Source organism: Hymenobacter saemangeumensis, assembly GCF_039541835.1.
GTDB classification, from domain to species: Bacteria; Bacteroidota; Bacteroidia; order Cytophagales; family Hymenobacteraceae; genus Hymenobacter; species Hymenobacter saemangeumensis.
On record NZ_BAABGZ010000065.1, the window covers coordinates 18,109 to 41,138 of the forward strand.

A 23,030-nucleotide genomic window follows, 5' to 3' on the forward strand; every position below is an offset into this window, starting at 1 on the left:
GCCCGGGAGGTGGGGTGTTGCGTTTTAGCCGAAATCAGCCCGGGCTGGCGCTGAATTATCCCAGGCCAGTAGGGTGAAGCTGCATAAAGAGCAGCTTGGCGGCTGCTTCCAGCAAGGGCAGGTCGGTGGTACGCTCCTGGCAGCGCTGCAGGTCGTAGTGGCAGAGCGTGCCGTAGGCCCGGCCGTGCGAATCGCGGATGAGCACGCCGCAGTACGACACTACCGGTGTGTCGATTAAGCCCTTCACACGCTGGTCGGTGCTGGCATCGTGAATCTCCAGCGGGGCTTGCTGCCGGCCCACCAGCGAGCAGTACGTATTGGCCATAGGGGCGTCGGCGCCCTGCTCCAGGTCGGGCTGATACCGGTCGTAGAGGGCCTCGTTGCGCAGCATGTCGCCATCGAAGCGGAAGATGCCGGTGTAGCGGTGCGGGGTGCGGCCGTTCAGGTATTTTAGGGCAGCATGCACGCCCTGCTGTTGCAGTATCTCGGTGAACTCACCGATTTCTTCGAGCATGGCGGTATCCGGGGCAGGAGTCATGTTAACAGAATAAATAATCGCGGGGAGAGAAAGGCAACGCAGCGGGCTGCCTTCAGGTAATCAAAGCACAAAGGTAAGACATAGCCCAGCTGCCTGCTGGCCGGCCTGTGCCAGCGCCGGCCGCCGGGCTTAGGCCGGGCGGCTACTGCAGCACGGTCAGGGCTTCCTCGTTGCCTTGCTGCAGGGCCAGGGCGCGGGCCGTCAGGCCGCGCACGTCCTGCAGGGTCTGGTCGGCACCGGCTTCTACCAGCAGCCGAACGAGGTTGTTGCGCCCGAACAGGGTAGCAAACATGAGGGCGGTGCCATTGTTGCCATTCACGGCGTTGAGGTCGGCGCCGTGCGCGATGAGCAGCCGGGCAATTTCGGGGTAGCCCTTAAAGCTGACGCCCATCAGGGCCGTGTTGCCGGCCGCATCGTGTACGTTGGGGTCGGCTCCGGCATTCAGCAGCAGCTGGGTGGCTTCCAGGTGGCCGTCGTAGGCCGCCACGATGAGGGGGGTAAAGCCCTTACCGTTCTGGGTGTTGACGCTGGCTCCCGCATCGAGCAGCTCTTGCAGGTAGGCGACATCGCCCCTGCGGGCGGCATCAAACAACAGGTCTTCGGGCCGGGAAGAGGTAAAGGACATCCTGGGCAGGTTATGATTTACAGGTTATGACTAGGCAGAGGCTATCTGCCGGCATGAGTGCCAGATGCTATACAGACAAGCCCCCACTATAGTTAACGCTCGGAGGCATTCGAATTAAAAAACCTGCTTCCGCCTGGCTTAAAACCAGAAGATGACCACCAGGGCCAGCACCGCCAGCAGGCCGCTTACCGCGGCGGTATTGACGTAGGTCTCGGCGCTGCGGTTGGGCAGGGCGCCTACCCCCGCTACCAGCAGCAGCAGCAGCAGCAGCGGGGAGAACACGCCGTAGATGTTGCCGCCATAGGGGTGAAACGGCGCGGCCCCCTCGGCCGACTCGGGGGAGCTGACGCGGCGCACTGCGCCCAGCAGCGGGGTTTTCCAGACGGTGACGCGCTGGCCCTCGCGCACGCGGGAGCCCTGGTTGCTATGGATGCGAAAGCGGGTGCGCGGCGTACTCACCACATACGCCAGCTGGGGGTCGGAAAGGGAAGAGGAGATGGAAACCGGAATACGGGACCGCACCTGCTCGCCGCCTATCTTCCGCAGCGGCAGGGCCCAGTCGACGAGCAGCAGCAGGCAGCAGGCCAGCAGGGCCAGGTTGACGCTGCGGGCCAGGGGAGCGTAGCGCAGCAGCAGCTCCCAGCGCGGATTTATCCGCGGCGGCTCCATGGGTTCCTGGGCCAGCAGCTGGTCGTAGGCCCAGCGGCGGCGGGGGTCGCCGAGAATTTCGAAGCCGGTTTCTACCTCTTCCAGCTGGTGCTTGCGGGCAGGGTCGATGCGGCTGCGCAGCAGGCGGGCACGCTTGCGCTGGTAAGCCTGGTAAATCTGAGGCAGGGTGGCGGTTTCGGAGATGCCCAGGATGTGGTAATAGTTCTGCATGATGCTGGCCGGAGGTAGCCGAAAAATACGCAACGTCGCTGCATTCCAATCTAGTACCAGGTGCCCGGCCAGAACTTAAGTACGCAGCCCGCCGCGGTTCAGATTCTACGGTTCAGCCCGGGGCTGGGCCAGCTCGTGCCGCACCCGGCTCAGCGACTCGGGCGTGATGCCCAGGTAGGCGGCAATGAGCTTCTGGGGCAGGCGCCGGGCCAGCGTGGGGTAGGTGTCGAGAAAGTCGAGGTAGCGGGTGCGGGCCGGCGCGCTGAGCAGCAGCACCAGCCGTTTCTGCATGGCATAGATGCGGTTGTGGAGCGAGGCCAGCCCCAGCTCGGGAGCCTGCAGCCCGGGCAGGCCGGGGTGCAGGAAATAAAGGGTGTCGAACAGCAGCACATCGGAGTCTTCCACGGCGTCGATGGCAAACAGGGCCGGGGTGTGGTGCTGCAGGCTGTGCTGCTCGGAAATCCACCACTGCTCGGGGGCAAACTGCAGGATGTGCTCCTTGCCAGCGGCATCTACGACGTAGGCGCGCAGGCAGCCCCGCAGCACGAAGACACCGTGCCGGGCTACTTCGCCCGCCGGGTGCAGCAGCTCGTGGCGGCGTAGGTGCCGGGGCCGGAACAGCCGCCGCAGGGCGGCCCGCTCCTCCTCGCCCAGCGCCACCCGCTGCTGGAAATAGGCCTCCAGGGCAGCATAGGCCTCGTCGTCTTTCATGGCCCCAAGTTCGGCGCGGACGGCCGCATTTCTTACCATAGGTCAATGCGCAGGGGCTGGGAACGGGGGAAATTTGCAGTGCTGTTTGAAGGCAGCCGCCGGCTAAACAGCCCACTGGCCTCGTCTGGCGCCCCCAGCCAGGCCCTCTGCTGGCACTATACACCAGGCGGCAGGAATGATGCTCCGGAGCAATGCTAGCCAAGCGGATACCAGATGTACCCAATGGCTCCTTTTACCTCCTCACCTCATTACTCCATCACCTCTTCACCCACTCACCTCATCACAAAAATGCAGCGCCGCCAGTTTTTGAAATCTGTTGCCGCGCTGCCCTTTGCCGCTACTGCTATGAACCTTTCCCAGCTCCATACTACTGCAGCCTCTTTTCCGAAGACGGCGCCCATGCCCGTGCTGTTTATTGGCCACGGCTCGCCCATGAATGCGCTGGAAGACAATGCTTTCACCCGACGCCTGCGCCAGCTGGGCCAGCAGCTGCGCGAAGGCCCCCGGCCCAACACCATCCTGGTGGTGTCGGCCCACTGGCAAACCCGCGGCACTTTCGTCACCGGCAACCAGCGGCCGGCCACCATTCACGACTTCGGCGGCTTTCCGCAGGCCTTGTTCGACATGCAGTACCCGGCCCCAGGCTCGCCCACCCTGGCCCAGTCCATTGTGGAGCATGTGGAGGAGGTACACAGCACCAACGACTGGGGCCTGGACCACGGCACCTGGACGGTGCTGCACCACCTCTACCCCCAGGCCGACGTGCCGGTGCTGCAGCTCAGCCTCGACTACACCAAGCCTCTGGACTGGCACTTCGACTTTGCCCGGCAGCTGCAGTTTCTGCGCGAGCGGGGCGTGCTCATCGTGGGCAGCGGCAACATCGTGCACAACCTGCGCGAGAGCATGCCCCGGTTTATGAATAGCGACCCCAGGCCCCACGCCTGGGCCACGGAGTTCGACCACTGGTTTAAAAGCCAGGTAGAGGGCGGCGACTACCGGGCCCTGGTGCGCTACGAGCAGGCCGGGGCCAGCGGCCGCCTGGCCGTGCCTACCCTCGACCACTACCTGCCCACGCTGTACACCCTGGGCCTGGCCGGCCGGCAGGAGCCGGTACAGCACCTGTTTGAGGAAGTAAGCTACGGCGGCATCAGCATGCGTACGTTTATGGTGGGCTGAGCCAACCCGGCCGGGCCCAAGCTGTACCATGCGCCGGATAACTGAAAGAATAAGGGCTGCGTACACGCACTTCCGGGTGGAAGGGCCACCATTCTACCGTGTACACTGCCTCCGATGCTAGCATTTGAAAAGGACCTTGTTGAGCGCCTCTACGCCCGCGATACCAGCGCCATGGCGCTGTTCTACGAGCGGTACGGCAAGATTCTGAAGCACACCATCTGCCGCCTGGTGCGCGACGCCAACGCGGCCGAAGACGTGCTGCAGGAGTGCCTGGTAAAAATCTGGACGTCGTTTGCTTCCTATAACCCGGCCAAGGGGCGGCTCTTTACCTGGGCCCTGCAGATAACGCGCAACGCGGCCATCGACCACCTGCGCACCCGCCACGCCCACGAAGCCCAGCGCACCCGTCCCCTCGACCACAGCAACAGCTGGACGCCCGCCCCCACCGACTTCCAGCCCGAGCACGTGGGCGTGCGCGAGCTGCTGGCCCAGCTGCGCCCAGCCGACCAGCAGCTCATGGAGCTGCTCTACTTCCAGGGCTACACCCAGGCCGAAGCAGCCCAGGAGCTGGGCCTGCCCCTGGGCACGGTAAAATCGCGGGCCCGGGCAGCCATTCAGCTCCTGGTGAAAACCACCCGCGCCAATGGCCTGCCGGTGCCGGCCCCGGTGAGGCCCCGGCGCCTGGAGCCGGCCGCCGTTTCCCTCACGCCGCCCCCGCCTGCCCAGCGCCCGGCCAACGACCCCGAGCGGGTGGCCGCGCTGCACCGCTACGAGCTGCTGCACACCGCCGGCGAGCAGGTGCTCGACGAGCTGGCCGCCCTGGTCGCCCGGCTGTTTCAGGTTCCCATTGCCCTGCTCTCGCTGGTAGACCACGACGACGTGGAATTTGCAGCCAACTACGGGCTGCCGGGCGGGGGACGCATTAACCGGGCCTACAGCCTGTGCTCGGCGGCGGTGCTGCAGGACAGCAGCACCGTGTTTGAGAACTACACGGCCCAGCCCTGTCAGCTTACGGCCCCGGAGCTGGCCCGGGAGTGTGGCCTGCAGTTCTATGCCGGCCACCCCCTGCGCAGCGCCGATGGCTACAACATCGGCGTGCTCTGCGTAGTCGACTACCAGCCCCGCCCCTTCTCAGCGGCACAGAAAGCGTTGCTTGCGGCCATGGCCGCAGTGGCAATGGGCCTGGTGGAGCTGCGCCTGGCCCTGCGCCGCCAGACGGGCAAGAGCTTCGACAACTGGCAGCCGCTGTACGGGCAGATGTCGGGACTGTTCGGAGGGCTTTCGGCCCTGGCCGAGCAGCCTGCCCCGCTGCTGCTGGAGGCCATGCGGTGCGAAGCGGAGGCCATTGTGGCCGTGCTGCGCGAACACGCCGATGCCATTGTTGAAAAGGAGCTGGCCGCGGCCAGCTAAAGCAGCAGGGCGGAACCATTATGGCTCCTATTCGTGTAAGAGAAGATTAAAACTTTACTATCCGCTTACCGTTTGCGACTTCGTGCGAGCGGTAGCTGGCCGACCCCGAAACGCCCTTTGCCTATGTCCGTGCATACTTCTCCCCCTTCGTTGATTCCGGCCAACGATGCCGACCGCCTGCAGGAGCTGCACCGCTACCAGATACTGGACGCTACCAACGAGCGTATTTTCAATGAGCTGGCCAGCCTTACGGCCCGCCTTTTTCAGGCCCCCATCTCCCTGATTTCACTGGTCGACCAAGAGGATGTTACCTTTCCTGGCAACCATGGCCTGCCCGAAGCCGAGCGCGTAGCCCGCAACCTGAGCTTGTGCTCGGCAGCCATTCTGCAGGACGCCACCACCGTGTACGAAGACCTCAAGGCCCGGCCCTGCGAGCTCACCGACCCCAGCGTGGCCACGGCCCTCAACCTGCAGTTCTACGCCGGCCACCCCCTGCAAACAGCCAGCGGCTACAACATCGGCACGCTGTGCGTGATAGACCACCATCCCCGCGCCTTCACCCCGGCCGAAACTGCCCTGCTGCAAACCCTGGCCGGCGTGGTAATGCGCCTGCTGGACTTGCGCGTAGCCCTGGGCGCCAAGCCCGATTCCTCGTTTAAGCTGTGGGACCCCGTTTACCTGGCCATAGGCGGGCAGCTGCGGCGCCTGCAGGCCCTGGCCGACCAAGCCGCCGCCGCGCCTACCGCCTCGCTTACCCCGGCTATGACCAGGGAAGCCGCGGGCATCGCCGATACCATCGACAAATACGTAGCCGCTACCCTGGCCCGGGTATAGCCACAGCACCATCAGCGCCAACAAAAAAGGCCTTTCCCTGGCAGGGAAAGGCCTTTTTCATGCGCGGGCGCCGGCCCCTACTCCTTTAGCAGGCGGGTGCTGAAGGAGCTGTCCGGGCCCAGCACGCGCAGCAGGTACGTACCGTTGGCCAGCCCGCGCAGGTCAAGGGCATGGCTGCGGCCGGCTTCCAGGGTCCGGCTTTGTACGCTACGGCCCGTGGCGTCGAGCAGCTGCACCTGGTAGCTGCCGGCGGGCAGCTCCCGCAGGTCGAGCACGGCCGGCGTGAAGCTGTTGGCCGGGTTGGGATACAGGCCGATGGCAGGAGCCAGGGCTTTGTCGAAAGTCACCGTGCGCACCAGCGAGTAGCTGAAGCTGCCATCGGTATCTACCTGCTTGAGGCGGTAGTACACCGCCCCGGCAGCCCGACGGCCAATGCCTTCGTCGGTCAGGGCGTAGTCGGTAGGACGGGGCGTGCTGCCCTGGCCGGCTACCTGAGCAATGCGCGTAAAGTCGCGGCCATTCAGGCTACGCTCCACGTCGAAGTAGGCGTTGTTCTTTTCCGATGCCGTGCGCCAGCTTAGCTGGGCATCCACCTTGTTTACGGCTTTAACAGCGAAAGCCGTGAGCTCTACCGGCAGCGGGCCGGCGCTGGTAACGGTGTAGATGGCCAGCACCGAGGGCGCGCCGGTCAGGTCGCGCAGGCCGTAGGTTACCACCGCCGACATGTTGGGCGTGTACGGCAGCGAGGGCACGAAGGTCACGTGGCCGTCCATGGTGGGGTCGACGGTGAAGGTGCCGCGGCTCACCGTGAAGCTGAGCTGCTGCCCGGGCGTGGCGGGGTCCAGGTCGAGCGTGGTGGGGTCCAGGCCATTTACGTCGGTGTCGTTGGCCAGCAGGTTGGTGGTTACGCTGGCCCCAATGGCGGTGTAAGCTGCATCGGCCACCGTGAGCGGGCCCACGCGCACCGTAATGATAGCCTGGTTGGAGCTGGCCCCGGCGGCGTCCTGCACGATGTAGCGCAGGGTGCTGGTGCCGGTGTAGTTGGTGAAGGGCGTGAAGGTGACGTTGCCGGCATTGTCGACCGAGTAGCTGCCTTCGCCGTTCACCACCCGGGTAGCGTCGCGGGGCACGGTGCTGGGGTCAAGGTCGACCGTGGCCGGCGCCAGGGCACCGTCGGTGTCGAAGTCGTTGCCCAGCACGTTGAAGGTGATGCTGCTGTTGGGCGGCATGGCCACATCGTCGGCCACAGCCGTGGGCGCCACGTTCTGCGTGGTCACCGTGATGGTGGCTACCGTGGAAAGTGCCCCGGTCACATCCAGCAGCACGTAGCTAATGGTGGCCACGCGGCCGTTGGCGTAGGGCGCGGCCGGCGTAAACACCACCATGCCGTTGCCGGCCGGCAAGGCAAAGGTGCCATAGGTAACGCCGCCCACCACCACGGTCATGCTGGTCTGCCGGCCCGGCGTGGCCGGGTCCAGGTCGATGCTGGCCAGGTCCAGCCCGTTCGAGTCGATGTCGTTGCTTACCAGGTTCAGGGTAACGGGCGCGTTGGAAGGCGTGCTCGCCGCGTCGTTCACCGTGAGGGGGCCCACCCGCACCGTGATGGTGGCCGGCGTGCTGGCCGTCTGCCCGCTGTTGTCGTTGAGCACGTACTGCAGGGTGGCCGTGCCGGTGAAGTTGAGCGCCGGCGTAAACGTCACAAGGCCGGCGTTGGTCACCGTCCAGCTGCCTTCGCCGAAGATGGTGCGGCTGGTTTCGCGCGGTGCCGTGGCCGGGTTCAGGTCCACGGTGGCCACGTCGATGCTGCCGTCCGGGTCGCTGTCGTTGGTGGTCACGTTCAGGCTTACCGGCGTGTTGGCCGGCGTCTGCGTGTCGTCGTTGCCCAGCACCGGCGCGGCGTTGGTCGACGTCACGGTGAGCGTCGCGACCGACGAGGGCGCCCCCGTCAGGTCGAGCACGGTGTAGCTCACGGTGCTCACCAGCCCCCCGGAGAAGGGCGCCACCGGCGTAAAGGTGACCACCCCGGCATTGTCCACTGTGAACGTGCCGCCCGTGCCGGGCATGGAGGTCTGCCGCCCCGGGGTGGCGGGGTCCAGGTCGACCGTAGCGGCGTCGATGCCGTTCAGGTCGGTGTCGTTGGCCACCACGTTCACCGACACCGCCGCGTTGGAGGCGCGGGTAGCGCCGTCGCCCACCGTGAGCGGGCCCACGTGCACCGTGATGTTGGCCGCGTTCGACACGCGGGCCGTGGCATCCTGCACAGTGTAGCTGATGGTGCTGCTGCCGGTGAAGTTAGCCGACGGGGCAAAGGTCACGGTGCCGTTGTTGGCCGCGTTCAGCGTGTATACGCCCTGCCCGGTTACCGTCAGCGTGGTTTGGCGGCCGGCCACGCTGGGGTTAAGGTCCAGCGTGGCCGGGTTGATGCTCGACTCGTTGTCGCTGTCGTTGGCCGTCAGCGAGAAGTTGACGCTGGTGTTGGGCGGGGTCAGGGCCACGTCGGCCACGGCTACCGGGGCGGCGTTGGTCGTGGTCAGGGTGATGGTGGCCGCGTTCGAAATAGCCCCGAGCACGTCCAGCACAGTGTAGGTGAAGGAAGTGGTGCCCGCCAGGTAGCCGGCCACCGGCACAAAGGTGACGTTGCCGGCATTATCAACCGAGAATGTGCCGCGCCCGCTGATGAAGCGCATGGTTTGCTGCCCGGCGGTGGCCGGGTCCAGGTCGATGCTGCTCAGGTCCAGCCCGTCCACATCCAGGTCGTTGGCCGTGATGCTGAACACGGGCGAGGTGTTGTAGGCGGCGCTCACGGCATCGGAAAGGGCCCGCGGCCCCACCACCACGTTGATGGTGGCTACCAGTGAGGGAGCCCCGGTCACGTCGTTCACGCGGTAGGTGGTTGACGAAGTACCGGTGTAGTTGGCGGCCGGCGTAAAGGTGACGCGCCCCGACGTGTTCACGGCAAACGTGCCCTGCCCGGTAATCACCCGGCTGGTCTGGCGGCCCGTCGTGCCCAGGTCCAGGTCCACGGAGTTGCCATTGATGCCGTCCACGTCCACGTCGTTGCTCAGAATCAGAATATTGCGAGCCGTATTGGGCAGCACGAAGGCGGCGTCGTCGGCCGTAACCGGGCCCAGGTCTACGCGAATGGCCGCCTGGTTGGAGGTCAGGCCCGTGGCGTCGTTCACGGTATAGGAGGCCAGCGTGCTGCCGGTAAAGCCCGTCAGCGGCGTAAACGTGACCTCGCCCAGGGCATTCACCTCAAAGGTGCCCTGCCCGGCTATGGTCAGCGTAGTTTGCTGGCCCGGGGTGGCGGGGTCCAGGTCTACGCTGGCTAGGTTCAGGGTGGCGTCGCCGTCGGCATCGGTGTCGTTGGCCGTAATGGAGAAGGTCAGCGCCGTGTTCGAAGGGGTAGGGCGCGTATCGTTGTTAGCTACCGGGGCCGCAGCATAGGCACTACTGCCCAGCAACAGCCCGGCAAAGAGTATAGGAGCCTTCATAAGAAAAACACAGAAAAAAGATTGAAGCAGTCTCTGATGTCGGGACGTTCAGAACCTGGTTTGAGGGTAGTTTAAATTACAACTAATGTTGAATTTTTATCACTTTTAAAGCAGAGCCATGCTGCTCAAATCCCTGGCAGTTTTGGCTGGAAAAGCTGCTATAAAGCAGCAAATTACAAATTATTGCAAAGATAAGGCATCACAATACCACCATACTTATTTTTGCATTATTTTTTCAATAATCACATTCCAGCAGGTAGTTTATTTCAAAATATGCAGCCCTTACATCTAACGGACGCTATTCTCCGCAAACACCTGCCTACCGCAGGAGGCGTCCTACCTTTGTCAGTCTATGCCGGGCCGTTGCCTGGCCTACTGCTTTATGCTATCTGCTTCAGAGTTCTCTTCACCGGTTACCCTGGCCCTCCTGGGCTCTACCGGCTCCATTGGCACCCAGGCCCTCGACGTGCTGCGGGCCCAGCCCGGCCGCTTCCGGGTGGCGGTGCTCACGGCCCAGCGCCAGTGGCAGCTGCTGGTGGCCCAGGCCCGTGAGTTCCGGCCCGCGGCCGTTGTCATCGGCGACGAAAGCCTGCGCGGCGCCGTCCAGGCGGCCCTGCACGACCTGCCCCAGATTGAGGTGCTGGCGGGTGCCCAGGCGTTGGCGGAAGTAGTTACCCGCCCCGAAATCAACATCGTGCTCACGGCCCTGGTGGGCTACGCCGGCCTGCTGCCCACGGTGGCCGCCATCCAGGCCGGCAAAGACATTGCCCTGGCCAACAAGGAAACCCTGGTAGTGGCCGGCCAGCTCATCACCGCCCTGGTAAAGCAGCACGGCGTGCGCCTGCTGCCCGTCGACTCCGAGCACTCGGCCATCTTTCAGTGCCTGGTGGGCGAAGCGCACAACCCCATCGAGAAAATCATCCTCACGGCCTCCGGCGGGCCCTTCCGCGGCCGCTCGGCGCTGGAGCTGGAAACCGTTACCAAGGCCCAGGCCCTGAAGCACCCCAACTGGGACATGGGCGCCAAAATTACCATCGACTCGGCCTCGCTCATGAACAAAGGCCTGGAGGTGATTGAAGCCAAGTGGCTGTTTGGGCTGCGCGACGAGCAGATTGACGTGGTGGTGCACCCCCAGAGTATCATTCACTCCCTGGTGCAGTTCCAGGACGGCTCCCTGAAAGCCCAGCTCGGCTTGCCCGACATGAAGCTGCCCATTCAGTACGCCCTGGCGTATCCGCAGCGCCTGCCCAACCAGTTTCCGCGCTTCTCCTTTCTCGACTACCCCAACCTCAGCTTCGAGGCGCCCGACTACGAGGCCTTCCCCAACCTGGAGCTGGCCTTCGGGGCCATGCGCCGCGGCGGCAACGCGCCCTGCATCCTCAACGCCGCCAATGAAATTGCAGTGGCCGCGTTTTTGCGGGAACAGCTTGGCTTCCGACAGATGTCTGACCTGGTAGCCGGGTGCCTGGCGCAGGTGTCGTACCTTGCACAACCCTTGCTGGACGACCTGGTGGCCACCGACGCCGAAACGCGCCGCTACGCCTCCGAGTCAATTAAAAATTATGAATTAAAAATTAAAAATTAGGCTGACGCTTAGCCTGGTCTTGTTCTTTTTTAATTCCGCTGATTTTTAATTTTTAATTCATAATTTTTAATTTTTAATTTTCTTTGGAAATCCTCATCATGGCCGGCCAGCTGCTGCTGGGCCTCTCCATCCTCGTTGGCTTGCACGAATTCGGCCACTTCGCTTTCGCCAAGCTCTTTAAAATTCGGGTCGACAAGTTTTACATCTTCTTCGACTTCCTGTTCCCGCTGCCCAACGTCGCCAACTTTGCGCTGTTCAAGAAGAAGGTGGGCGAGACGGAATACGGCATCGGCTGGTTTCCCCTCGGCGGCTACGTGCAGATTCACGGCATGGTGGACGAAACCCAAGACGCCGAAGCCCTGGCCGGCCCGCCCCAGCCCGACGAGTTCCGCTCCAAGCCGGCCTGGCAGCGTCTGCTGGTGATGCTGGGCGGCATCATCCTGAACGTCATCACGGGCATCGTCATCTTCGCCGCCCTCACCTTTAAGTACGGCGAAAGCTACCTGCCCGCCTCCGAGGCCCGCTACGGCATCCTGCCCAACGGCCTGGGCCGCGAAATCGGCTTCCGCACCGGCGACAAAATCGTAAAAATCAACGGCCGCCCCTTCGAGGAGTTCGACGACGTGCGCCGCCCCGATGTGCTGCTCGGCAACAACAGCTACTACACCGTGGAGCGCAACGGCCAGCTGCTGGACCTCAACATTCCCAACAACTTCCTTGATAAGCTGGCCAAGCAGGGCGACAGCCTGTTTGTGCTGCCCCGCTCGCCCTTCACCGTGGGCCGCGTGATTTCGGGCTCGGCCGCGGCCAAAGCGGGCCTGCAGGCCGGCGACCGGGTAACGGCAGTAGGCAGCACCCCCATTCAGTACTTCGACGAGCTGCAGGCGGCCCTGAAAGCCCATGCCGGTAAGCTGACGCCCCTGGCTGTGCAGCGCAACGGCCAGCCCCTGACGCTGAACGTGCAAATCAGCGAAAGCGGCCGCATTGGCTTCGAGCAAAAGCCCGACCTGAAGTTCAGCACCCGCAGCTACAACTTCGTGGAGGCCATTCCGGCCGGCACCAAGCAGGCCTTCGGCATCATCGGGGCCCAGGGCATGGCCATCGGTAAGATTTTCACCGGCCAGGCCTCGGCCTCCGAAAGCCTGGGCGGCCCCGTAGAAATTGCCCAGCAGTACGGCGGGCAGTGGGACTGGCTGCGGTTCTGGACGCTCACCGGCTCGCTGAGTATGGTGCTGGCCTTCATGAACCTGCTGCCCATTCCCGCCCTCGACGGCGGCCACGTAGTGTTCCTGCTCTACGAGATGATTGCGCGCCGCAAGCCCTCCGACAAGTTCATGGAAGGCGCCCAGCGCATCGGCACCATGCTCATCCTGGCCCTGATGTTCTACGTCATCATCTTCAAGCAGGTGATGAAGCTGTTTAACTAAATGGGGTTCTGGTTTCTAGTTGCTGGTTTCTAGTTATTGTTCTAACAAGAAACCAGCAACTAGAAACCAGAGACCAGAAAAAATCCATGCGTTTCCTACTGGCTTTTGGCGCGGTGTTTCTGCTGGCCCTCACGGCCCAGGCCCTGCATGCCTACCACGCCACGCTCACGGAGCTGCGCTACAACGCCGAGAAAAAGCAGCTGGAGCTGGCCATCAAAGTCTTCACCGACGACTTCGAGAAGGCGCTGTCGCGCGGGCAGGCCACCCCGGTTACGCTCGGCGAAGCCGGCCCCCGCCCCTTCGTGCTCACCTCGGCCTACCTGCAGCGCACCCTGCAGCTGAAAACCCTGGCCGGGGCTCCCCTGCCCCTGCAGTACCTGGGCATGCAAGCCGAAAAAGACGGCTACTGGCTGTACTGCAAGGTTGCAGTGCCCGCACCGCTCAGCGGCCTGCAGCTGCGCAACACCTTACTGCTGGAGCTTTTCGGCGACGAAGTCAATATCGTGAACATCGAGGCCGGCAGCAAAAAGCAAAGCGCCCTCTTCCGCCTCGGCCACGAGGAAGAGGTGGTGAAGTTTTGAGGTAATTGAGTGAAGGGGTGAAGAGGTGATGGGGTGATGGAGTGATGAGGTAAAAAAAGAACGTCATGCTGAGCGTAGGCTAAGCATCTTGCTTGCGGCAGTAATTCCCTCTCGATTGGGTTTACTCTCGTGGTAGAGATGCTTCGACAAGCTCAGCATGACGTTCTTTTTTGATTCTTTTTTTCCTATCACCACCTTACCTCTTCACCCCATCACCTCCTCACTTCATCACCAAAATCACCCCAGCGCCTCGCGCAGGTAGTTACAAAACGGTACGGCGGTGCGAAACACCTCGGCTACGTAGCTGCGCAGGTCGGCCTGGGCCAGGGCGGCGGCATCGGGCAGCTCGTGCGATACCACGAAGCTTTTGTGCTTGAGCAGGTCGATATCGGGATGGTCGGCGGGATAGCCGGCGGGGGCCTTTTTCAGCTTGTCGCCCCCCATCGCGGGGAAGAAGCGGCGGAAGCCCGGCTGCGCCAGCAGGTCGTACAGCGGCTCGGCGTTGTAGTCGATTTCCTGGCGCACGGCGGCCAGCTGCGCTTTCTCGGGCTGGTAGAGGCCGGCGGCGGCCAGCGTCTGCCCGTTGGGGCCCAGCTGCACATAGTAGCTGGGCGAGTCTACGTCCTTGCTGCTGGCGGTGAAGAAGGCCGAGAAGTGGGTTTTGTAAGGGTCCTTGTTGTTGCTGAAGCGCACGTCGCGGTAGATGCGGAAAACGCTTTTGCGGGCGCCCGGCCCGGCCAGGGCCTCATCGGCCTGGGCCAGCTCGCGCGCCCAGAACTCCACATCCAGCTCAAACTGCGCGCGGAGCTGATTGTAAGTGGCTTTGTGGGCCTGAAACCAGGCCCGGTCGTTGTTGTTGGATAGCTCGGTTAGAAAGGAAAACAAGGGCTTGATTTGCATGAGCAAGAGGCAGATTCAATAGAGACGCTGGTCAGCCGGCCGGCACAGCTTACGGGGCCCGGGGCCAGCCGCTGCCAAAAGTAGAGGCCGGCCCAAATAGTTTTGGATTCGGGCTTCTTCAGATAATAGGAGTAGCCGAAATGCGTTAGCTTCGCGGCACTTTTTTCTGACTATTCTTTTATGCTGCGCCGCCTGCTCTTCTGCACCGCTCTTACCCTTTCATCGGCTTCCCTGTTTGCCCAAATCCCCGCAGCGCCTCCTGCACCCGGGCCCGCCGTAGGGCCGGCCTTCTGGCAGGAGCAGCTGCTGTTTCCGCGGGTGCGCGATGCCAAAGCCACTACCGGCCCGCGGGTCGACGCCCGCCTGCGGGCCAAGCACCTCAACCCCCAGCGCCTGGAAATATTCCTGCGCCTGATAAAAACCCAGTCTGAGCTGGAAGTGTGGGCCCGCAACATGGGCGGCGGCCCGTTTGAGCTGCTGCACAGCTACGAGCTGGCCGGCACCTCGGGCACGCTGGGCCCCAAGCGCAAATCCGGCGACTACCAGGTGCCCGAGGGCTTCTATGAAATCGACCGCTTCAACCCCAAGAGCAACTACCACCTTTCCCTGGGCCTGAACTACCCCAACGAAGCCGACCGCGCCCTGGGCGAGCCCAACCCCGGCGGCGACATCTTTATTCACGGCTCCAACGTGACCGTAGGCTGCCTGCCCATCACCGATGCCGGCATCGAGGAAGTGTATCTGCTGGCCGTGATGGCCCGGGCCTCGGGGCAGGCCGTAATTCCGGTGCACATCTTTCCTTTCCCGCTCACGCCGGCCGAATTTGCCAAGCGCAGCATGAGCCCCCACTATGCGTTCTGGAAGGGCCTGCAGAAAGGCTACCAGCACTTCGAAACCACCCACGACCTGCCCCCGCCCCCGACCATAGCGCAGAAGTAAGCGGCCCCGGCAAGGCTGTGGGCTAACTTGCGGCGTGCCGCGCTTCTTTCTTGTTCTGCTTGTCCTGCTGGCGCTGTTCAACAGCCGCCGCCCCCTGCGGGAAGCCCGCCCGGGCCCCGACCGGCCCATGGACTTCCGCACCTGCTACGTGGGCCAGCACGTGCTGCGCCAGGGCCAAAACCCTTACGACGATGCCACGCTTAAGCAGGGCTGGCAGCAGCTGGTGGCGCAGGAGCAGCTGCTTAGCCGCAGCCAGCCCGGCTTGCCCAACCTGCCCTTTCTCTACCCGCCCTGGGCGGCGGCCTTGTTCGGGCTCAGCATAGGCCAGCTGCCCTACTCCCTGGCCTGGCCGCTGTGGTACGCGCTAGCCCTGCTCAGCCTGGGCCTGCTTGTCTGGTGCTGGCACCTGCTGCTCAGCAAGGAAGCGGGTAACACCCCTTGGTGGCAATTTTTGGTGGCCGCGTTGGCGCTGAAAGGCACGGTGCCGGCCCTGCTCACGGGCCAGCCGGCCTTTGCGGCGCTGGCCCTGGGCACGGGTGCGCTGCTGGCCGCTACGCGCTGGCCAGCTCGCCCCTGGGCTCCCTGGCTGGCCGGCGTACTGCTGGGCCTGGCCGCGTACAAAGTCACGCTGCTGCTGCCCTTTGTGTGCTGGTTCCTGTGGCGAAAGGAGTGGAAACCCTTGGTGGTTGCAGCCCTGGTAGTAGCCGGCTTGAGTGCCGTGGCCTTTGCCTGGGCCGATGCGCCGGCCGATATGCTGCCCAGCTACCAGCAGCTGCTGGCGCAGGTGCGGGCCCAGTCCTTCGACCCGGCCGACCCCGACTACCCCCTCACCCAGGGGCTGACGCTGCGGCTGGAGCTGGGCAACGTGCTGGAGTGGCTGCGGCCGGGCAGCAGCGCCTGGCACCCCTTGCTGCACGGCCTGCTGTGGCTGGGTACCCTGCTGCGCCTGGGCTGGCTGCGCCGGCAGGGCTACCACCTGGCTACCTGGTATGTGTTTCTGCTAACGGGTGCCCTGACCCTGCTCACCACCTACCATCTTTACTACGACGCCCTGCTGCTCTTGCCATTGCTGGCCTTTGCGCGGCGGCAGGCGCTTTCGGCTCAGCTCCTGCTGCTCGTGCTGCTCCTGCCACTGCTGCTGCCCCTCAATGGCCTGGCCCAGGCCCTGGGCAACCCGCCCATCCTTCATTTCGTGTACTTCCTGATGCCGCTGTCCTTGCTCGGTGTGCTGCTGCTGCTGTTAGCCCGCCCGGTGCAGGCCGGCCGGAGCGAGTAGCCCAATGCGCCGCTTCGGCCCGAATCGACTTGCAGCCGCGCCGTTGCAGCAGGCCCTCGTGCAGCGGCAGGGCATGGTATCGACCGGCACGGTTTTTCCTTTAGCGCCCTTATTCCAGCTTTATTTCTTTCTATGAACCGCATACTCCTGCTTCTTTCCCTGCTTTCCCTGGCGGTAGCTGCCCAGGCCCAGCGCCGCAACGACCTGTGGTACTTCGGGCAGCAGGCCGGCCTGAGCTTCGCCGAAGGCAACGAGCCCAAACCCCTTAACGATGGCAAGATGAGCACCTACGAGGGCTCGGCCGTGGCTACCACTTCCAGCGGGCAGCTGCTTTTCTACACCAACGGCGAAACCGTGTGGAACCGCGCCCACCGCCCCATGCCCAACGGCACCCGGCTGATGGGCAGCGGCAGCAGCACGCAGTCGGCCCTTATCGTGCCCGACCCCGGCTCGGGCAACATCTTCTACATCTTCACCGTGGCGCCCCAGGGCACGCCCAACGGCCTGCGCTACTCCATCGTGGACATGACCCGCGACGACGGCATGGGCGACCTGCCCCGCGTGAACATGCTGCTGATACAGCCCGTGGCAGAGAAGCTGGCCGCCGTGCGCCACACCAATGGCCGCGACGTGTGGGTGCTGGCCCACCGCTGGAACTCCAACGCCTTCGTGGCCTACCTCGTCACGGCCGATGGCATTCAGTCGGCTAAGCCGGTGATGAGCAACGTGGGCAGCATGAACGCCGGCCCCGGCCGCAACGCCATCGGGGCCCTGAAGTTTTCGCCCGACGGCAAGAAGGTGGCCGCCGCCCTGTGGCGCGAAACCAACAAGTTTGAGGTGTACGACTTCGACCGCACCACCGGCAAGGTGAGCAACCCCGTGAGCTTCGGGCCTTACGCGGAAGCCTATGGCGTAGAGTTTTCGCCCGATGGCCGCAAGCTCTACGGCACCTGCAACGGCGTGGGCGGCGGCGAAACCCAAATCTGGCAGTTCGACCTCAAGACCAAAGCCAAAACCATGGTCGGCAAATCGGCCAACCGCAAGATTGGCGCCCTGCAGCTAGGTCCTGACCGGCGCATCTACGTGGCCCGCGAAGACAACCCCCACCTGGGCATCATCCAGTACCCCGACTCCCTGGGCAAAGCCTGCAGCTACCTCGACGCCGGCGTGAAGCTCGGGGGGCGCCGCAGCAAGCTGGGCCTGCCCACGTTTGTGGTGGCGCCATAATGGGTGATGTGCTGATTATTTGATGTGCTAATGTGCTTTTGATGTACTAATCCGTCATTAGCAGGCAAAACCAAAGTTATCTAGCCGCATTTAGCAACCAGCCTTGTAGTGTAAAAAGCCCCGGCACCTGTATAGGTCCGGGGCTTTTTAGGCATTGCATCTCGGGGCTACTGCATGCTAGGGAGCGGAATGGCTACACCGAGCTTCGTTTGCATCGCTGTGCTAAAGACATTGCTTTTCACTTCATTAGCACATCAAAAAATCAGCACATCAGCACATCAACCGCTATTCCTTGCCGATTTTAAACCGCAGCAAGCCGAAGCCCAGGGAATAATAAGGCGCTTTTTCGCTGAAGTAGCCAGTAATGTCACGCGTGCCGAAGCCTGCTTCCCAGGGGCCGGTTACGAGGGTGAGGCCCAGGGGCAGGCTGGCGCCGTAGCCGGCCCCGCCTGTTACGCCGGAGCTCAGCCGCAGCCAGCGCACGGGCTTGAAGTCGAGGCCCAGGCCCACATAAGTCGAGGCCAGGTTACCGGCTACTTTGTTCAGGGGCATGGTCATGTCGACGCCAACCTCAAACAGCTCGCTGAGCTGAATACCACCGCCCAGGCGCAGCTTACCCGGCAGGGATTCTTTGCGTTCCTGAGCCGCTTTGTAGGTAAACAGCGAGCGGTTGTCGGCGTCGAACTGGTTGGCCAGCTCCCCAATCACATTGTAGGTATCGATGCCGTTGGAAGCGGTAGCCTGCAGCTTCTGGTCGGTGGCGGTAAGCACGTTGGCCGTCCAGGTCATGGTGCCCAGGTCAACTACCGATGCGCCCAGGCGTATCATTTTCCCCACCTCGGCCGCCAGACCGAAGTCGTACCCGTTGCCCCGGCCCACGGGCTGCAGCCCGCTGCCGCGCTCGGGGTTGAAGTTGGGGTCGTTGGCAATGCTGCCGTAGTCGATGCTGAACAGCGGCGACATTGCCCCATAGGCTGTCACATCGCCATCGCCTACCCGGATGTCGGCCACGCCCAGGCCCTGAATGTAGCGGTAGCCCGCGCCGGCCGACAGCTTGAAGCCGTCGTTGTCGACCACTCGCACGCCATACGCTACATTGTACTCGGCCGTCCAGGCCATCTGCAAAGCGGTGCCGGCCAGCACGGTGCTTACATTGGGCGCATTGGGGTTGGTGTTGGTGGTAGCGCTGGGATAGTACTGCCGCATAATGGCCGCGTTCTTGCCATTCACGATAATATCGGCCGCGTTGTTGTTCAGGGCCATGTGCACGCCGATGCGGTGGCGGTGGCTAAATGCCAGGCCGCCAAAGCCACTGGGCAGGGTCACGGCCAGGCCAATGGCGTTGACGTCGATGTTCAGGTTCAGGGCGTTGTCGCTGGTCAGGGAGCTTACCAGGGCGGCCCGCTCGCTCGCTGGCAGGGTTTCGCCGCTTTCAAATATCATCTTCTTGAGCAGCGTCTTGCTCAGCGACTGCGAGGCCACGCCCATGCCAACTTCGCCCAGGGTGAAGGCCACCGTGGCATTGCCCTTGCGGCCCAGGTTGGCGGGGTTGATGCCAATGGCCTGGTAGTCGCTGGCGAAGGTATTGACCACCCCCCCGCGGCCCGTGGCGGTAAAGTTGCTGAGCTCGTTCTGAGCTTTGAGCGTGGCGGGAAGTGCCAGCAGAGCGGCAAAAGGCAGGACGCGTAACGTACGTTTCATGAAAGAGAATAATGAAGAGGATGCTGTAGCTTGCGGCGCAGCCCGGGTTTGCGTATACCCACACTGCTACGAAGCCGCAAGCTAACGCCAGTTTGTCAATATTTTGCCACCCAAACGTCTTTCCTCATCCGAATATGCCGCCGGCCTGCTCTCCGGCAACCGCGTGCAGCTCAGCCGGGCCATTACCCTGGTAGAAAGCACCCTGGCTTCCGACCAGGCCCTGGCTCAGGAAGTGCTGGCCGCCGTGCTGCCCCACACCGGCCAGGCGCTGCGCATCGGCATCACCGGCGTACCGGGGGTGGGCAAGAGCACCTTCATCGAAGCCCTGGGGCTGTACGTGGTCCAGACCCTGGGCAAAAAGCTGGCCGTGCTGGCCGTGGACCCCAGCAGCCCGCGCGGGGGCGGCAGCATCCTGGGCGACAAAACGCGCATGCCGCAGCTGGCAGCGCACGCCAACGCGTTTATTCGCCCCTCCCCTTCCAGCGGCAGCCTGGGCGGCGTGGCCCGCGCCACCCGTGAAGCCCTGCTGCTGTGCGAAGCCGCCGGGCACGAAGTCATCTTCGTCGAAACCGTAGGTGTGGGGCAGTCCGAAACCACCGTGCACGGCCTGGTCGACTTCTTCCTGCTGCTGATGCTGGCCGGGGCCGGCGACGAGCTGCAGGGCCTCAAGCGCGGCATCATGGAAATGGCCGACGCCCTGCTCATCACCAAGGCCGACCAAGGTAACGAGGCCGCCGCCCGCCGGGCCCGCGGCGAGTACCAGAACGCCCTGAACCTGTTTCCGCACGCTCCCTCCGGCTGGTACCCGCCCGTGCTGCTCACCTCCGCCGTAACCGGCGCCGGCGTACCCGAAACCTGGGAGATGCTGCAGAAATACGTTGCTCAAACCCAGGCCAACGGCTTTTTTCAGCGCCGCCGCCAACAGCAGCAGCTGCAGTGGCTGCACCACACCATTGCCCAGGAGCTCGAAGCCCGGTTTTATGCCAAAGAGGCCGTGCGTGCCGAGCTGCCCATGCTGCAGCAGGCCGTAGCCGAAGGCCGCCAAACCCCCTTTGCCGCCGCCCAGCAGCTGCTCAATCTGTAACGCGGAATTCCATTCCGCGACGCCAGCAGGCCGGACAAAAGCACAAATGCCGCGGCATAAAATTCCGCGCTACGAGCGGTGGCGGCGCAGGGCCAGGTAATCCAGGAAATACAGCACCTTCACCGACAAGGAGTTGTTGTGCGGCGTCACCAGGGTACCGCTCAGGTTGTCGAAATATAGCGGGGTGGCCCGCTCGGCGTCGTCTTCGGTAGCGGCGGCATTTTTCCAGACCACGCTCACCTGGGAGCCCGGGGCAAACCACCACAGGAACACGGCATCGACGTTGAAGGCGTTGTAGGCCTTGTCGCGGTTGCGGGAGTAGGCCGCTGGGGTTTCCTCCCCGTTCTGGCCCAGGGTGCTGAAGTCGTGGTAGCGCACGTGGCTGTTGTAGTGGCGGGTGCGCACGTTCAGCGACATGCGGTTGGTAAACACATAGCTTACCGTCAGGGTATTGACTATGGTCGTTACGCGGCGGCGCCCCAGCAGGATGCTGTTCAGAAAGGGCCGGTCTTCGGGCAGGCTCGCATCAAGGCCGCCATTGACGTAGCCAATCTGATTCTGCGCTACATTGTAGTTCAGGTTATAGCGGAACGTAAGCTGGTTGTTGACGCGGTAGCGCGGGGCAATATTGACGCCGACGCTCCTGCGGTCGCTGCGGTCGCCATCAGGGGCGAAGAAGCGCATGCCGCCGTTCACGTCCAGGGCCAGCTTCTTGCGGTAGTCGCTGGAAATAAAGCCGCCGATGTTAGAGGAAGCCGGCACGTCCACGTAGTACTCGCCGATGGTAGAAGTGCGGGGCTCAAAAAAGTCGTGGCGCCCCGGCGAAGCGTTCAGGTTGATGCCTACCGTCAGGAACTGCTTGGTGAAGGTGGTGTTGGCCCCCGCGTACAGCTCCGCCTCGGCGTAGCGCATGGGCCGGAACAGGCTGTTCTCGTACACGCCCACCCAGGTAGAGAGGTTGTTGACCTTCCAGAAGGGCTTGTACTTGTTGTAGTTCACCTGCACGCCCTGGCTGATGGTGTTGTTGTTGAAGAGCAGGCCCAGGTCGTTGTGGTTGTAGGTGTCCGACATCAGGCTGTGGTTGACGTTCCAGGTCAGGTTGCCGCTGATTTTGCCCACGCTCAGGTTGTACTTCATGCCATCGCGCTGGGCTACCTGGCGCTCGGAGTTGAAGCCCAGGCCGCGGCGGCGCGAGTACACCACGCCGCCGTCCACGGCGTAGGCATTGGCTTTGTTGGCGAAGCGAAACAGGCCGCCGGTCACGTTGGCGTCAAACGTCTGCCCGGCCCGGGTTACGTTGGTGTTGATGAGGCTGAGGTAGGAATTATTTCGCAAGCTCTGGTCCAGCACCACGATGTTGAAGTTGGTCAGCGGCTGGGTCATCAGCTCCCGCTCCTCACCGGTATCAGCGTTGCGCACGGTGGCGTGCATTTCGCGGCTTACGGCGTTGAAAATGCCCACACCCAGCCCTTTGCGGGTACGGCCCGACACCTTGGTGGCATTAATAAGCTGAGCTACGTCGGGGTTGTTCACAATCTTCTCGCCGGGCCGCAGCCGACCCTCCACCCCGTAATAGCCGATAGGCGTAGCGCCCACGCGGCGGGAGTAAAACAGGTTGCCCTTGTTGAACAGCTCGGTGCCTTCGGTAAAGAACTGCCGGTTTTCGTTGAACTGCACTTCAAACGGGGAGAGGTTCAGCACCCGGTTGTCGCTCTGCGCCTGCCCAAAGTCGGGCACCAGGGTGGCATCCAGCGTGAAGCTCTCGTTGATGCCCCACTTCACGTCGGCCCCGCCGTTGAAGCGCGAGGTGGTGTTGCGCACACCCTCCACGTTGTAAGGATAGTGGTCGAGGTAGGCACTCACGTAGGGCGTGAGCGAAAGGCGCAGCGGCGGCTTCACGTCGCGCAGGCCCGTAAGCTCGCCCCACTGGTTCACGAAGCCATCCACGGCCGGCCGCACCTCATTCCAGAAGAAAGCCTGGTTTTCGCGCTTGCGCTGCCGCATAAACTGCAGGCCCCAGAGCTGCTCGTCCTGCTGGCTGAAGCGAATGGCGGAGTAGGGAATGCGCATCTCGGCCACCCAGTCGGTGCCGCGCAGGGCCGTGCGGCTGTCCCACACGGCGTCCCAGCTGAAGTCTTCGCCGCCGGCTGGTGAGTAGCGCGCATCCATCTGCACGCCGGCCGGCGTCACGAAAAAGCCGTAGCCGTTGAGCTTGTCGCGGTAGGTATCGAGGAAGATGCCGAAGAAGTCGGTGTTGCCAAAGCCGTCGCGGGTGCCCATCTCCCGCAGAATGGAATCGGGGCTCACGTCGTGCATGATGGCGCCCACGTACAGGTTGGCGTCGTCGTAGAGAATGCGCACCTCGGTGGGGTGCTTTTCGTGGGGGCCGGGGTTGGGCCGGTTCTGGATAAAGTCGGTGGCAATGGGCGCCGTCAGCCACACGGCCTCATCGAGGTTTCCATCGAGCTTCACGCTGCCGGCCTCTACGCGCACGGCAGCCAGCTGGCGCTTGGGGGCCGCCTGCTGCGGGTTTTCGCTTACCGGGGCCGCCGGTGTCTGGGCCCTGCCCACCGTGGCCCATAGTGCGAAAAGCAACCCGAGTAAAGAAACGCGCATACCGGCCTAGCCAATGAAATGAAGGTA

General features: G+C 63.5%; 18 protein-coding genes. 10 read left to right on the plus strand and 8 right to left on the minus strand.

Going from position 1 to position 23,030, the window contains the following annotated elements; all coding sequences use genetic code 11:
- Positions 1-55: 55 nt before the first annotated feature.
- The 4 genes from ABD919_RS15470 to ABD919_RS15485 form a co-directional block, all read right to left on the minus strand.
- Entirely contained in the window at positions 56-538 is a 483-nt protein-coding gene (locus tag ABD919_RS15470; RefSeq protein ID WP_345236936.1) for a hypothetical protein, read from the minus strand.
- Positions 539-680: 142 nt separating this feature from the next.
- On the minus strand, positions 681-1,163 hold the full coding sequence (locus ABD919_RS15475) for an ankyrin repeat domain-containing protein (protein WP_345236937.1): 483 nt from the start codon (positions 1,161-1,163) through the stop codon (positions 681-683).
- A gap of 138 nt (positions 1,164-1,301) precedes the next feature.
- On the minus strand, positions 1,302-2,042 hold the full coding sequence (locus ABD919_RS15480; protein WP_345236938.1) for a J domain-containing protein: 741 nt from the start codon (positions 2,040-2,042) through the stop codon (positions 1,302-1,304).
- A gap of 105 nt (positions 2,043-2,147) precedes the next feature.
- The gene (locus ABD919_RS15485) at positions 2,148-2,753 is read right to left on the minus strand and encodes a Crp/Fnr family transcriptional regulator (protein ID WP_345236939.1); all 606 of its coding nucleotides are present in this window, start codon (positions 2,751-2,753) and stop codon (positions 2,148-2,150) included.
- Between the two features lie 345 nt (positions 2,754-3,098).
- Between ABD919_RS15485 and ygiD the strand changes: the two genes are divergently transcribed.
- From ygiD to ABD919_RS15500, 3 genes are all read left to right on the plus strand, one after another.
- A complete protein-coding gene (gene ygiD / locus ABD919_RS15490; protein WP_345236940.1) occupies positions 3,099-3,929 on the plus strand; it encodes a 4,5-DOPA-extradiol-dioxygenase in 831 nt (276 codons plus the stop codon).
- A 114-nt stretch (positions 3,930-4,043) separates the two neighbouring features.
- Positions 4,044-5,339 carry a sigma-70 family RNA polymerase sigma factor gene (locus ABD919_RS15495; protein ID WP_345236941.1) on the plus strand — a complete coding sequence of 432 codons (1,296 nt, stop codon included), beginning with the start codon at positions 4,044-4,046 and terminating at the stop codon, positions 5,337-5,339.
- 123 nt (positions 5,340-5,462) lie between these two features.
- Complete coding sequence (locus ABD919_RS15500) at positions 5,463-6,173, plus strand: GAF domain-containing protein (RefSeq protein WP_345236942.1); 711 nt, start codon at positions 5,463-5,465, stop codon at positions 6,171-6,173.
- Positions 6,174-6,250: 77 nt separating this feature from the next.
- Here ABD919_RS15500 and ABD919_RS15505 read toward each other — a convergent pair whose 3' ends face one another.
- Positions 6,251-9,667, minus strand: a complete 3,417-nt coding sequence (locus tag ABD919_RS15505; RefSeq protein ID WP_345236943.1) for an Ig-like domain-containing protein — start codon at positions 9,665-9,667, stop codon at positions 6,251-6,253.
- A gap of 382 nt (positions 9,668-10,049) precedes the next feature.
- Between ABD919_RS15505 and ABD919_RS15510 the strand changes: the two genes are divergently transcribed.
- The 3 genes from ABD919_RS15510 to ABD919_RS15520 all read left to right on the plus strand — a co-directional run bounded on the left by ABD919_RS15510 (position 10,050) and on the right by ABD919_RS15520 (position 13,260).
- The gene (locus ABD919_RS15510) at positions 10,050-11,252 is read left to right on the plus strand and encodes a 1-deoxy-D-xylulose-5-phosphate reductoisomerase (RefSeq protein WP_345236944.1); all 1,203 of its coding nucleotides are present in this window, start codon (positions 10,050-10,052) and stop codon (positions 11,250-11,252) included.
- An 83-nt stretch (positions 11,253-11,335) separates the two neighbouring features.
- Positions 11,336-12,679, plus strand: coding sequence for an RIP metalloprotease RseP (gene rseP / locus ABD919_RS15515; protein ID WP_345236945.1), 1,344 nt, complete (start codon positions 11,336-11,338; stop codon positions 12,677-12,679).
- A gap of 86 nt (positions 12,680-12,765) precedes the next feature.
- Entirely contained in the window at positions 12,766-13,260 is a 495-nt protein-coding gene (locus tag ABD919_RS15520) for a DUF6702 family protein (RefSeq protein WP_345236946.1), read from the plus strand.
- Positions 13,261-13,497: 237 nt separating this feature from the next.
- On the opposite strand, the gene ABD919_RS15525 is transcribed toward ABD919_RS15520, so the two are convergent.
- Entirely contained in the window at positions 13,498-14,160 is a 663-nt protein-coding gene (locus tag ABD919_RS15525; protein WP_345236947.1) for a DUF2461 domain-containing protein, read from the minus strand.
- A 180-nt stretch (positions 14,161-14,340) separates the two neighbouring features.
- Here ABD919_RS15525 and ABD919_RS15530 point away from each other — a divergent pair, with 180 nt between their 5' ends.
- The 3 genes from ABD919_RS15530 (at position 14,341) to ABD919_RS15540 (ending at position 17,602) form a co-directional block, all read left to right on the plus strand.
- Positions 14,341-15,099, plus strand: a complete 759-nt coding sequence (locus ABD919_RS15530) for a L,D-transpeptidase family protein (protein WP_345236948.1) — start codon at positions 14,341-14,343, stop codon at positions 15,097-15,099.
- Positions 15,100-15,133: 34 nt separating this feature from the next.
- Entirely contained in the window at positions 15,134-16,375 is a 1,242-nt protein-coding gene (locus ABD919_RS15535; RefSeq protein ID WP_345236949.1) for a glycosyltransferase family 87 protein, read from the plus strand.
- 132 nt (positions 16,376-16,507) lie between these two features.
- Complete coding sequence (locus ABD919_RS15540; protein ID WP_345236950.1) at positions 16,508-17,602, plus strand: TolB family protein; 1,095 nt, start codon at positions 16,508-16,510, stop codon at positions 17,600-17,602.
- Positions 17,603-17,887: 285 nt separating this feature from the next.
- Here the strand turns inward: ABD919_RS15540 and ABD919_RS15545 are convergent, their stop codons facing one another.
- Positions 17,888-19,303 carry a DUF5723 family protein gene (locus ABD919_RS15545; protein WP_345236951.1) on the minus strand — a complete coding sequence of 472 codons (1,416 nt, stop codon included), beginning with the start codon at positions 19,301-19,303 and terminating at the stop codon, positions 17,888-17,890.
- Between the two features lie 103 nt (positions 19,304-19,406).
- On the opposite strand from ABD919_RS15545, the gene meaB reads away from it, so the two are divergent.
- Positions 19,407-20,387, plus strand: a complete 981-nt coding sequence (meaB, locus tag ABD919_RS15550; RefSeq protein WP_345236952.1) for a methylmalonyl Co-A mutase-associated GTPase MeaB — start codon at positions 19,407-19,409, stop codon at positions 20,385-20,387.
- Positions 20,388-20,456: 69 nt separating this feature from the next.
- Here meaB and ABD919_RS15555 read toward each other — a convergent pair whose 3' ends face one another.
- The gene (locus tag ABD919_RS15555) at positions 20,457-23,003 is read right to left on the minus strand and encodes a DUF5916 domain-containing protein (RefSeq protein ID WP_345236953.1); all 2,547 of its coding nucleotides are present in this window, start codon (positions 23,001-23,003) and stop codon (positions 20,457-20,459) included.
- Positions 23,004-23,030: the final 27 nt, after the last annotated feature.